A 12,064-nucleotide genomic window follows, 5' to 3' on the forward strand; every position below is an offset into this window, starting at 1 on the left:
GGGTGGACCGGCACAGCCGACTCGCCGGGTGCCGGGCCCAGGTTGCCCCGATAAGTCGGCAACGGGTTTGATGGGCCCGTGTCGACCTCACCGCGACGTGCCGGCGTCGCCCTCGCCGCCCTGACCGCGCTGCTCGTCTCCGGGTGCTCGGCGGAACCGGAACGGTCGCGCCCGGCACCGAGCCCGTCGGCCTCCACCGCGCCGAGCCCGGCCGGCACGCCGGCGGCGGACCCGGCCGCGCGGGCCGCCGCGCTGGTCGGCACGCTCGCCGACGAGGACCTGGTCGGCCAGGTGCTGATGCCCTACGCGTACGGCAGCTCGGCGACGAAGGTCACCCCCGCCTCCGCCGCCGGCAACCGCGCCCTCGCCGGGGTCGACACCCCCGCCGAGATGATCGCGAAGTACCGCCTCGGCGGGCTGATCCTGGTCGGTTTCAGCGCCGACGACCCGACCGCCGGCAACCAGGCCACCACCAACGTCGACAACCCGGCACAGGTGCGCGACCTCACCACCGGGCTGCGCGCCGCCGCGGCGAAGCTCCCCGCCGGAGCGGCGCCCTTCCTGGTCGGCACCGACCAGGAGTACGGCGTGGTGACCCGGATCACCGACGGGGTGACCGCCCTGCCCAGCTCGCTCGCCGCCGGGGCGGCCGACGACCCGGCGCTGACCGAGGCCGCCTGGCGCGCCGCCGGCACCGAGCTGGCCGCGATGGGGATCAACCTCGACTTCGCCCCGGTCGCCGACGTGCTGGCCACCCGCAGCACGGTGATCGGCTCCCGGTCCTTCGGCGCCGACCCGAAGCGGGCGTCCGCCCAGGTCGCCGGCGCGGTGAAGGGTCTGCAGAGCGCCGGCGTCGCGGCCAGCGTCAAGCACTTCCCCGGGCACGGGCTCAGCGCCGCCGACTCGCACAAGGACCTGCCGGTGATCGGCCAGCCGCGCAAGGAGCTCGACGCCACCGCCTTCCCGCCGTTCACCGCCGGCATCGACGCCGGGACGATGGCGGTGATGTCGGCCCACCTCGACGTCAAGGCGGTCGACCCGGGCACCCCGGCCACCTTCTCCCGCAAGCTCCTCACCGACGTGCTCCGCGGTCAGCTCGGCTTCCGGGGCGTGGTGATCACCGACGGCATGAACATGGCGCCGGCCAAGCGCTGGTCCCCGGGCGAGGCCGCGGTCCGGGCGCTGCTGGCCGGCAACGACCTGATCCTGATGACGCCGCACGTCGGCCAGGCGTACGACGGGCTGCTCGCCGCGCTGCGCGACGGGTCGCTGCCCCGGCCCCGGCTGGTCGAGGCGGCCACCCGGGTGCTCACCATGAAGTTCCAGCTCGCCGACCGGCCGGCCCCGGCGATGTCCACTCTGAACAGCGCCGAGCACCGCAAGGCGGCGCAGGATCTCGCGGCGGCGGCGGTGACCGTGCTGCGCGGCTCCTGCGGCGGCCCGGTCCGTGGCCCGGTGACCGTCACCTCCTCCGCCGGCCGGGACCGCACCCGCGCCGCGCTGACCGAGGCGCTGACCGCGGCCGGGGTGACCGTGGTGCCGAGCGGCGGCACCAAGGTGCACCTGGTCGGGTACGGCGACGGCGCGGGCGACCTGAGCGCCGACGCGGCGGTGACGGTGGCCATGGACACCCCGTACGTGCTGGAGAAGGCGACCTCGCCGACCCTGCTGGCCACCTACTCCTCCAGCCGTACCTCGATGACCGCCCTCGCCGACGTGCTCGCCGGGCGGCAGCGCCCGGGCGGCCGGTCGCCGGTACGGGTGCCGGGGCTGCCGGCCACCACCTGCGCGACCTGAGGTCCGCCCGCGACCGGCCCGGACGGCGCCCGTCCGGCTGATAGCGTGCGGTGGTCCACCAGGGGAAAGACGCAGGGGAGGGGCGAGCGCCGTGACGCGACCCGAGCCGGCTCTCTCGGTGGTGGTGCCGATGTTCGACGAGGAGAGCGTCCTGCCGCTGTTCGCCCGGCGGCTGCGCGCGGTCCTCGACGGCCTCGGTGAGGCGTACGAGGTGGTGGCCGTCGACGACGGCAGCACCGACGGCACCGGTGCCGGGCTGGCCGCGCTGCGCGCCTCCTGGCCCGAGCTGCGGGTGCTGCGGCTGCGCCGCAACAGCGGTCACCAGGCGGCCCTGGTCGCCGGGGTGCTCCGGGCCCGCGGCCGGTACGTGGTCAGCATCGATGCCGACCTCCAGGACCCGCCCGAGACGATCGTCGAGATGCTCCGGCTCGCCCGCGCCGAGGACCTCGACGTCGTCTACGGCGTCCGGGCCGACCGCCGCACCGACAGCGCGTTCAAGCGGTGGACCGCGACCGGCTACTACCGGCTGATGCGCCGCCTGGTCGGCAAGCAGGTCCCCGCCGAGGCCGGCGACTTCCGGCTGCTCAGCCGCGCCGCCGTCGAGGCGCTGCGCGAGCTGCCCGAGCGCAGCCCGGTGCTGCGACTGGTGGTGCCCTGGCTCGGCTTCCCCAGCGGCGAGGTCGGCTACCAGCGCGGGGAGCGGGCTGCCGGGCGGACCAAGTACCCGCTGTCCCGGATGGCCGGGCTGGCCGCCGAGAGCGTGACCAGCTTCTCCGCCGCGCCGCTGCGCTTCGCCACCTGGCTGGGGCTGGCCGGCGTGGCGGTCTGCGGGGTGCTGGTGGTGGTGGCCGTGCTCGCCTGGCTGGCCGGGTCCACGGTCTCCGGCTGGCCCTCGCTCTACGTGGCGGTCCTCTTCCTGGGCGCGGTGCAGCTGCTCTGCCTCGGCCTGCTCGGCGAGTACGTGGCCCGGATCTACACCGCCGTGCAGGGCCGGCCGACGTACTCCGTCGCCGCCGACAGCGCCGACGGACCCGCCGGACCCGCCGCCGACAGCGCGGACGGACCCGCCGCCGACAGCGCCGACGGAGCCGGCGACGGGACCGCCGGGTCGGCGGAGGCCGCCGGGCCGGCCGGTGCGGGCGAGCTGGCCGACAGCCTGCGGTGACCGCCCTCGCCACCGGCGACGCCACCCCGGCCGCCGCCACGCCCCGCCGTCAGCCGGCCCCGGCCCGCTTCGCGCCGGCACTGTTCGGCTACGCCTTCGTCGCGGTCATCCTGCTCGCCACCGGCACGCCCGCGCCCGACCTCATCCGGTACACGCTCTACGGCGCGCTCGCCGTGGCGCTGCCCGGCACGCTGCTCTGGCGCACCCTGCGCCGCCGCCCGCACACCCTGGTCGAGGACGTCGCGATGGGCGCCGCCCTCGGGCTGGTGCTGGAGCTGGCCGCCTGGGCCGCCTGCACCGCCGCCGGCCTGCCGGGCTGGCTGCGGCTCTGGCCGGTGGCGGTGCTGGCACCGTACGCCGCCCTGCCCCGGCTGCGTCGGCACTGGCGGGCCGGCGCGACGACCCCGGTGCCGACCGGCTGGGCCTGGTCGGTCGCCGCGGTGGTCGCCGGGTTCACGCTCTATCTCTATGAGTCGTTCCTGCGGGTCAACCCGGTGCTCCCCACCGAGGAGGGGCAGGCCCAGTACATCGACCTGGCGTTCCAGCTCTCGCTGGCCGGGGCGGCCACCCACCAGGTGCCGCCGGAGGTCCCCCAGGTGGCGGGGGAACCGCTGCACTACCACTGGTTCGGCTTCGCCCACCTCGCGGCGGCGAGCCTGGTCAGCGGCGTCGACCTGCCCACGGTCTTCTTCCGCCTCGCCGTGCCGGCGCTCTGCGCGCTCGCCGTCGTGCTGGTGGCGGTGGTCGGCTGGCGGGTCACCGGCCGGCCGTACGCCGGGGTGGTCGCCGCCGGGCTGATGTTCACGGTGGGCGAGTTCGGCTTCGAGAACGGCCTGCGGCAGCTCTTCGGCAGCCAGGTCACCTTCATCGTCTGGGGCAGCCCGTCGATGACGTACAGCTGGGTGCTGCTGCTGCCGCTGATCGCCGTGCTCGCCGAGATCGTCGGCCGGGCCCGGGGCAGCACCGTCCCACCGGTGGGGCGAGGCGCCTGGGTGCTGGCGGTTCTGCTGCTCGCCGCCTCCACCGGCGCCAAGGCCAGCTCGGTGCCGGTGGTGCTGGCCGCACTGGCGTTCACCGCCGCGGTGACCCTGACGACCCGGCGGCGGCTGCCCCGGGCGGTGCTGCTCGCGGGCGCGCTGGCCCTGGCGGCCCAGGTGTTCGCGACCGCCGTGCTCTTCGCCTTCGAGAGCCACGGCGTCACCGTGGAGCCGTTCTCCGGGCTGCGCCCGTACGTCGGTGAGGGGCATTCCGGTCCGTTGACCGCGCTGCTCTGGGCCGCGGTGCTGGTCGCCTTCCTGCTCAACCTCCAGCTCCGCCTCGCCGGCGTGGTGGCGCTGCTCGGGCTGCGCCGGGGGCGGCTGGAGCCGGTGCAGGTCTTCCTGCTCGGCGGGGCGCTGGCCGGTCCGGCGGTATACCTGCTGGTCGCCCACCCGGGCAGCAGCAACCAGTACTTCACCCGGACCGGTTTCGCCTTCGGGGTGCTGCTCTCCGGCTGGGGCTTCGTCGAGCTGCTGGACCGGGCCGCCCTGTCGGCCCGGGGTCGGGCGCTGCTCGGCGCGGGCGCGGCCGGCCTGGCGGTGGCGCTGACCGCGTACCAGCTGCGCTTCCCGGCGACCGTGCCGCCCGACCGGCCGTACGCCGCGGTGCTGCCGCTGCTCTGCTGGGCGGGGGCGCTGCTGGTGGCGGTGGTGCTGGTGGCCCTGCTCTGGCCGGGACTGGTCGACCGCTGGCCCGCACTGGCCGGCCGGGGCCCGCTGGTGCTGCTCACCGCGCTGCTGGTGGCCGGTGCGCCCGGCCTGGTGCTCGACGCGGCGGCGGCCCGGTACTTCACCAACGGCGGGGCGTACGCGGTGGAGGCGATGCCGGCCTCCCGGGTGCAGGCGGCCCGCTGGGTGCGCGCGCACTCCGCGCCGCAGGACGTGCTGGCCACCAACGTGCACTGCAGGGTGGTGGTGAGCGGCTGGTGCGACGCCCGGTCGTTCTGGCTCAGCGGTTACGCCGAGCGGCCGGTGCTGGTGGAGGGGTGGGCGTTCGCGCCCCGGATGGTCGGGCTCCCCGAGGGTCCGTACGCCCCGTTCTGGGACGCCGAGCGGCTGCGCGCCAACGACGTCGCGTTCAGCGCGCCCACCGCGGCCGGCCTGGCCGAGCTGCGCGACCGGTACGGCGTCCGCTGGCTGGTCGTCGACCGCGCGGTCGCTCCGGAGTCGCCGGACCTGGCCGGGCTGGCCGATCTGCGCCACGAGAACGCCCGGATGGCCGTCTACCGCCTGCGCTGACGCCCGACCCGCCCCGTCGGCGGGCCGGGCGTCCGGCGGTCACTTCGGCAGGTTGGTGCTCGACTTGACCAGCTGGTACGCCGGGAGCATCGCGGTGAACTCCTCGTCGTCCGACCCACCGAGGGTGATCAGGATCTTGCCGTAGAGGCTGGACACCAGGAGCGCCCGCTTCCGTCCGTCGTCACCGGTCCAGGTCGCCTCGAACGAGTCCAGCGGGCCGGCCTTGGTGCGCCGGTACTGCCGCTCCTGCCGCTCCTCGGCCGGGCCGTAGTCCTCGATGAACTTGTCCAGGGTGATCTGCGGCGTCCGGGGCGCCGCCCCCTCGATCCGCCACACCCGCAGGAAACCGATGTGCCCGGCCGGCTTCGCGTCGATCTCGCAGAGCGGCACGGCCGGTCCGATCTGGAAGTCCTTACCGGAGGTGACCGCCTCGACCTTCCACTTCGCCGGCACGGAGAAGGTGATCGGCAGCGGGCAGGTGCTGCCCTTCGGGCCGACCGTGGTGGCGGCGGCGGCCGGGGCGACCTCGTCGTACCAGGGTTCACCGGCCGCGACCGGCGAGGCGGTCGGGCTCGCCGACGGCGACGGCGACGGCGCGGCGGCGGGCGCCTTCCCGTCCTCGCCGCAACCGGTCGCCACGGTCAGGGTGAGCGCGGCCAGTACGGCCACCCGTCGGATCATGCGTCACGTCCCCCGTCGGATCTCGCGCCGTCGGCGCGACGGCCGGCCGATGCTAGTCGACCGGCGGACCCGGCGGTGTCCCGCGGCGGCGACTACTCCGGCAGCGGGGGTGGGCGGTTCAGGCCGGGCGGTGGGCGCGCAGCATCAGCGAGACCCCGGGCAGCGACCGCACCGGCAGGTACCGCTCGGCGGTGACGACCGTGCGCAGCCCCAGGTTGACCAGCGGGTGCAGGTCACCCAGGTCGCTGCCGGTGGACGTCCGGCGCCGCCAGGCGGCGACCGGGCGCAGCAGCACGTTCCAGCTCCACAGCTCGTCGACCACCAGGCCGGCCTTCTCCACCACCGCCCGCAGCGACTCCCGGTCGTAGCGGCGGACGTGCCCGACCGCCACGTCGTGGGCCGACCAGAGCGCCATGTCGCAGGGCACCGCGATCAGGGCCGTCCCGCCGGGGCGCAGCGTGCGACGGATCTCGGCGGCGGCCAGGTGGTCCTCGTCGATGTGTTCCAGGATGTCGAAGGCGACCACCAGGCCGAGGCTCGCCGAACCGACGGGCAGGTGCCGGGCGTCGGCCCGGATCACGTCGAGCCCGCGTTCCCGGGCCACCCCGGCGCCCTCGGCGCTGTACTCCAGCGCCACCGGCCGCCACCCGTGCGTCCGCAGCACCCGGGTGTTGCCGCCGCCGGCCGCGCCCACGTCCAGGGCCCGTCCGGGGCGGGTCCCGGCGGCGGCCAACCGGCGCAGCGACCGGGCCAGCAGGGCCCGCCGCTCGCGGTACCACCAGTGGGTGTCCTCGAGCGCGGCGAGCTTGCGGATCTCTGTCGCTTCCAGGGCGTGCTCCTCGCGGGTTCGGCGGCCCTCACCCTAACGGCCCGCGCGGTCGCCGGCCGGTGCCGCCCGCAGCAGCCCCGCAACCGGAGCCCAGACGCGCCGTGGGGGCCCGCGCTGCACGAGCGCGGGCCCCCACGGGTACGACCGGTGTTACAGCGGGATGTTGCCGTGCGCGCCGCGCGCGGCCGGCGCACCGGCGAGCGCCTCGGCGATCCGGCGCCGGGTCTCCTCCGGCTTGATCACGTCGTCCACCACGCCGATCTCCAGCGCCCGGTTCACCCCGCCGGCGACCCGGGTCTGCTCCTCGATCAGCTGCGCGCGCAGCGTCTCGCGCTGCTCCGCCGGGGCGGCGGCAAGCTTCTTGCGGTGCAGGATGTTCACCGCCGCGCTGGCGCCCATCACCGCGACCTCCGCGTTCGGCCAGGCGAAGACCGCGGTCGCGCCGAGCGAGCGGGAGTTCATCGCGATGTACGCCCCGCCGTACGCCTTGCGGGTCACCAGCGTCACCCGCGGCACCACCGCCTCGGCGAAGGCGTGCAGCAGCTTCGCCCCACGCCGGACCACGCCGTCCCACTCCTGGCCCAGGCCGGGCAGGTAGCCGGGCACGTCGACCAGCACGATCAGCGGCACCCCGAGCGAGTCGCACATCCGCACGAAGCGGGCCGCCTTCTCGGCGCTGGACGCGTCGAGGCAGCCACCCAGCCGCAGCGGGTTGTTGGCGATCACGCCGACCGTCCGGCCGGCGAACCGGCCGAGCGTGGTGACGACGTTCGGGGCCCACTTGGCGTGCAGCTCCACGCCGGGGGCGTCCAGCAGCGCCTTGACCACGGGCTTGACGTCGTACGCCCGGTTGGTCTCGGTCGGCATCTTGGCGGTCAGGTCGTGCCCGTCCTCGCCGCCGGTCGGCACGTCGTCCGGGGAGAGCCGACCCTGGCGGCCGAGCAGCGCGGCGAGCTTGCGCGACTCGACCATCGCCGCCTCGTCGTCGGCGCAGGTCACGTGCACCACGCCGGAGCGCCGGCCGTGCGGCTCGGGGCCGCCGAGGCGCTCCATGTCGACCTGCTCGCCGGTGACGCTGCGGACCACCTCGGGACCGGTGACGAAGATCCGCCCCGCGCCGCTCATCACCACGATGTCGGTCAGCGCCGGCCCGTACGCGGCACCACCGGCCGCCGGGCCGAGCACCACCGAGATCTGCGGCACCCGGCCGGAGGCCCGGACCATGGCGGCGAAGACCTGCCCGACGGCGTCGAGCGCGACCACGCCCTCGGCGAGCCGGGCCCCGCCGGAGTGCCAGAGGCCGAGCACCGGCACCCGCTCCCGCACGGCGGTGTCGATCGCGTCGACGATGTGCCGGCACCCCTCGGTGCCCATCGCGCCGCCCATCTTCGTGGCGTCGGTGGCGTACGCGATCGCCGGCGTGCCGTCGATCTCACCCCGCGCCCAGAGCACGCCGGAGGTGTCCCGCGGCGCCAGCAGGCGCAGCGAGCCGGCGTCGAACAGGGCCCGGAGGCGCAGCTCCGGATCCCGGTAGTCCACGGTGGATGTGTCCGCACCAACGGCGGTGGTGGTCACGTGAGCCTCCAAGGCTGTGGTCTCAGGCCCGCGTGAAGACGAGAGCCACGTTGTGTCCGCCGAAGCCGAACGAGTTGTTCAGCGCGGCGGGGATGTCCATGTGGCGCGCCTTGTTGGCGGCCACCTCCAGGGTGAGGCCGTCGTCCGGGTCGTCGAGGTTGATCGTCGGAGGTACGACACCGTCGCGGATGGCCAGGATGGTGGCGATCGACTCCAGCGCGCCCGCCGCGCCGAGCAGGTGCCCGGACATCGACTTGGTGGCGGTCAGCACCGGGTGGTCGCCGAGCGCCACGTGCAGCGCCTTGATCTCGGCGATGTCGCCGACCGGGGTCGAGGTGGCGTGCGCGTTGACGTGCACGATGTCGGACTTCGCCACGTCCGCGTCGGCGATCGCCTTGGCGATGGCCCGGATCGCGCCCGCACCGTCCGGGTGCGGCTGGACGATGTCGTAGCCGTCGGAGGTGATGCCCGAGCCGGCCAGCCGCGCGTACACCCGGGCGCCCCGGGCGGCGGCGTGCTCGGCGCGCTCCAGCACCAGGATGCCGGCGCCCTCGCCGAGGACGAAGCCGTCGCGGCCCTTGTCCCACGGGCGGGAGGCCCGCTCCGGCTCGTCGTTGCGGGTCGACATGGCCCGCATCGAGCTGAAGCCGGCGATCGGCAGCTGATGGATGACCGCCTCGGTGCCGCCGGCCACCACCACGTCGGCCCGGCCGGCACGGATCATGTCCATGCCGAGCGCGATGGCCTCCGCGCCGGTCGCGCAGGCGCTGGCCACCGAGTGCACGCCCGCCCGGGCGCCCAGCTCCAGCCCCACCCAGGCGGCGGGGCCGTTCGGCATCAGCATCGGGATGGTGTGCGGGGAGACCCGGCGTGGGCCGGAGGCCTCCAGGATGTCGTCCTGGGCGAGCAGGGTCAGCGCGCCGCCGATGCCGGAGCCGACGCTGACGCCCAGCCGGTCCGGGTCCAGCCCGGAGTCGGCCAGGCCGGCGTCCGCCCAGGCCTGCTGCGCCGCGATGATCGCGATCGCCTCGGAACGGTCGAGCCGGCGCAGCTTGACCCGGTCCAGCAGGCCGGCCGGGTCGACCGCCAGCTGGGCCGCGATCCGGACCGGCAACTGCCCGGCCCACTCCTGGGTGAGCGCACTCACCCCGGAGCGGCCGGCGAGCATGGCGTCCCAGGTCGACGCGACGTCCCCGCCCAGCGGGGTGGTCGCGCCGAGCCCGGTGACGACGACGTCGGTGCGACTCATATCAGGACTGCGCCTCGATGTAGGTGACGGCGTCCCCGACGGTCTTGAGGTTCTGCACCTCGTTGTCCGGGATCTTGACGCCGAACTTCTCCTCGGCCGCCACCACGACCTCCACCATGGAGAGCGAGTCGACGTCGAGGTCGTCGGTGAAGGACTTCCCCTCGGCCACGTCGTCCGGGTTCACCCCGGCAACCTCTTCGAGGATCTCGGCGAGGCCGGTGGTGATCTCGTCACGGGTCATTGCGGTTGGTTCCTTTCATCGGGGGTTGCTCGACGGCCGGCGACGCCGACCGCCGCTCCTCGGCGCTGGCGCGCCGCAGGGGGTCATCAGGGGCAGCGGACGACCTGACCGGCGTAGGTCAGGCCACCGCCGAAGCCGAAGAGCAGCACCGGGGCACCCGAGGGCACCTCCCGCCGCTCGATCAGCTTGGACAGGGCCAGCGGCACGCTCGCCGCCGAGGTGTTGCCGGACTCGACGATGTCCTTGGCGATGATCGCCTGCGGGATGTTCAGCCGCTTGGCGATGCCGTCGATGATCCGGGCGTTGGCCTGGTGCGGCACGAACGCGGCCAGCTCGGACGGGTCGACCCCGGCCCGCTCGCAGGCCTGCAGGGCCAGCGGGGCCAGCGCGGTGGTGGCCCAGCGGAAGACCGCCTGACCCTCCTGCGCGATGTACGGGCGCCAGCCCTCGATGCGTACCGCGTCGCTCTTCTCCGGCACCGAGCCCCAGACCACCGGGCCGACCCCGGCGGGCTCGCCCTCGGCGGTGGCGGTGACCACCGCGGCCCCGGCGCCGTCGCCGAAGATGATGCAGGTGGAGCGGTCGGTCCAGTCGGTGAAGTCGGAGAGCTTCTCCGCGCCGATGACGATCGCGTTGCGCGCCGCCCCGGCCCGGATCGCGTGGTCCACCGTGCCCAGGGCGTAGGCGAAGCCCGAGCAGGCGGTGTTGATGTCGTACGCGCCCGGGGCGGTGATGCCCAGCTTGGCGGCGACCCGGCAGGCCACGTTCGGGCTGCGGTCGACCGACGTGCAGGTGGCCACCACGACCAGGTCGATGTCGGCGGCGGTGAGGCCGGAGTTGGCCAGCGCCTTGCCGGCGGCGGCGGTCGCCATGTCGGCCACGGTCTCCCCGTCGGCGATCCGCCGGGTGACGATGCCGACCCGGTCCCGGATCCACTCGTCGTTGGTGTCGACCAGCTGGGCGATGTCGTCGTTGGTGACCACGCGGGAGGGCTGGTAGTGGCCCATGGCGAGGATCCGACTGCCGGTCATGCGGGGCCTCCGATGCGGGCGAGGGGTTGGCCCGGCGCGACCGGGTCGTCGTGGTGGGCCAGCCACTCGGTGAGCAGGCCGCTGTCGTGCGCGGTCACCTCGACCGGCCCCTGCCGGGTGTCGATGTGGCCGATCACCTGGCCGGCGCGGAGGTCGGCGCCCTCGGCGAGCTCCGCGGCCGGTGCGAACATCCCGGCGGCGGGGGAGACCACCACCCGGAACTGGATCACCGGCTCGTGGCCGCGCAGCCCGCTGTGCCGGGCGATCAGGTCGCGCGCGGCGGGCAGGTCGTCGGGGGTGTTGAGGGTGACGATCTCGGGCAGGCCGGTGGCCTTCAGCTCCCGCTTGACCAGGCCGGCCAGGGTGCCGGCCGGGGGCAGCTCGACCACGCCGGTGACGCCGAGGTCGGCCAGGGTACGCATGCACAGGTCCCAGCGGACCGGCGCGGTGACCTGGCGGACCAGCCGCTGCACCATCTCGCGGCCGTGGTTGACCGCCGAGCCGTCCAGGTTGGACAGCAGGATCCGGACCGGGTCGGCCGGGGTGATCCCGGCGGCCACGCCGGCCAGCGCGGCCTCGGCCGGGGCCATGTACGGGGTGTGGAACGCGCCGGCCACCTTGAGCCGGGTGATCCGGGCCCTCGCCGGCGGCTCGGCGGCGAGCTTGTCCAGCGCGTCGAGCGCGCCGGCGGCGACGATCTGACCGGCGCCGTTGCGGTTGGCCGGGTGCAGCCCGTGCGCCGCGATGGCGGCGAGCACCTCGTCCGGGTCGCCACCGAGCACGGCGGCCATGCCGGTGGGCTCGAGGGCGCAGGCGGCGGCCATCTCCCGGCCGCGTACCCCGGCGAGGGTGATCGCCGCCTCGGCCGGGAGCACCCCGGCGAGCGCGGCCGCGCCGAGCTCGCCGACGCTGTGCCCGGCGGTGACCGCCACGTCGTACATCGGCAGGTGCTCGGCGGCGAGCAGGGCCGCGGCGACCAGCAGCGGCTGCGTACGGGCGGTGTCCTTGATCTCGTCGGCGTCGGCCACGGTGCCGAGGCGCACCAGGTCGACGCCGGCGAGCGCGGACCACCAGCGCAGGCGGGCCTCGGTGCCGGGCAGGTCGAGCCAGGGAGTCAGGAAGCCGGGTTTCTGGGAACCCTGGCCGGGAGAGAGTACGGCGAGCACGTCTATGACTCTCCCGGATACCTGTGGGTAGCGCTGTGTCGGCACCGACCAAAC

10 protein-coding genes are annotated in these 12,064 nt (G+C 75.2%); 3 read left to right on the plus strand and 7 right to left on the minus strand.

All coding sequences use genetic code 11. The annotated features are described in order from the left end of the window. Positions 1 to 78 precede the first annotated feature (78 nt). From V6U88_RS04245 to V6U88_RS04255, 3 genes are all read left to right on the plus strand, one after another. A complete protein-coding gene (locus tag V6U88_RS04245; RefSeq protein WP_334450016.1) occupies positions 79 to 1,797 on the plus strand; it encodes a glycoside hydrolase family 3 protein in 1,719 nt (572 codons plus the stop codon). A gap of 91 nt (positions 1,798 to 1,888) precedes the next feature. Next, positions 1,889 to 2,962: a glycosyltransferase family 2 protein gene (locus V6U88_RS04250; RefSeq protein ID WP_334450018.1), complete on the plus strand. Its 1,074-nt coding sequence runs from the start codon at positions 1,889 to 1,891 to the stop codon at positions 2,960 to 2,962. Beyond that, positions 2,959 to 5,238 carry a hypothetical protein gene (locus V6U88_RS04255; protein WP_334450019.1) on the plus strand — a complete coding sequence of 760 codons (2,280 nt, stop codon included), beginning with the start codon at positions 2,959 to 2,961 and terminating at the stop codon, positions 5,236 to 5,238. The genes V6U88_RS04250 and V6U88_RS04255 overlap by 4 nt, the downstream gene beginning before the upstream one ends. Before the next feature lie 39 nt (positions 5,239 to 5,277). On the opposite strand, the gene V6U88_RS04260 is transcribed toward V6U88_RS04255, so the two are convergent. The 7 genes from V6U88_RS04260 to V6U88_RS04290 form a co-directional block, all read right to left on the minus strand. Further along, a complete protein-coding gene (locus V6U88_RS04260) occupies positions 5,278 to 5,919 on the minus strand; it encodes a lipoprotein (RefSeq protein WP_334450020.1) in 642 nt (213 codons plus the stop codon). A gap of 118 nt (positions 5,920 to 6,037) precedes the next feature. Further along, complete coding sequence (locus V6U88_RS04265; RefSeq protein ID WP_334450587.1) at positions 6,038 to 6,748, minus strand: class I SAM-dependent methyltransferase; 711 nt, start codon at positions 6,746 to 6,748, stop codon at positions 6,038 to 6,040. Between the two features lie 150 nt (positions 6,749 to 6,898). Then, on the minus strand, positions 6,899 to 8,323 hold the full coding sequence (locus V6U88_RS04270; RefSeq protein ID WP_334450022.1) for an acyl-CoA carboxylase subunit beta: 1,425 nt from the start codon (positions 8,321 to 8,323) through the stop codon (positions 6,899 to 6,901). Between the two features lie 22 nt (positions 8,324 to 8,345). Then, positions 8,346 to 9,572, minus strand: a complete 1,227-nt coding sequence (fabF, locus tag V6U88_RS04275; RefSeq protein WP_334450023.1) for a beta-ketoacyl-ACP synthase II — start codon at positions 9,570 to 9,572, stop codon at positions 8,346 to 8,348. Between the two features lies 1 nt (position 9,573). Beyond that, positions 9,574 to 9,813 carry an acyl carrier protein gene (locus V6U88_RS04280; RefSeq protein WP_088960922.1) on the minus strand — a complete coding sequence of 80 codons (240 nt, stop codon included), beginning with the start codon at positions 9,811 to 9,813 and terminating at the stop codon, positions 9,574 to 9,576. An 86-nt stretch (positions 9,814 to 9,899) separates the two neighbouring features. Further along, positions 9,900 to 10,844 (minus strand): beta-ketoacyl-ACP synthase III, encoded by a 945-nt coding sequence (locus tag V6U88_RS04285; protein ID WP_334450028.1) that lies wholly within the window; start codon positions 10,842 to 10,844, stop codon positions 9,900 to 9,902. Next, positions 10,841 to 12,010 carry an acyltransferase domain-containing protein gene (locus tag V6U88_RS04290; protein WP_334450029.1) on the minus strand — a complete coding sequence of 390 codons (1,170 nt, stop codon included), beginning with the start codon at positions 12,008 to 12,010 and terminating at the stop codon, positions 10,841 to 10,843. The genes V6U88_RS04285 and V6U88_RS04290 overlap by 4 nt, the downstream gene beginning before the upstream one ends. Positions 12,011 to 12,064: the final 54 nt, after the last annotated feature.

The sequence above is a fragment of the Micromonospora sp. CPCC 205739 genome (genome assembly GCF_036906795.1).
In the GTDB taxonomy this organism is placed as follows: domain Bacteria; phylum Actinomycetota; class Actinomycetes; order Mycobacteriales; family Micromonosporaceae; genus Micromonospora.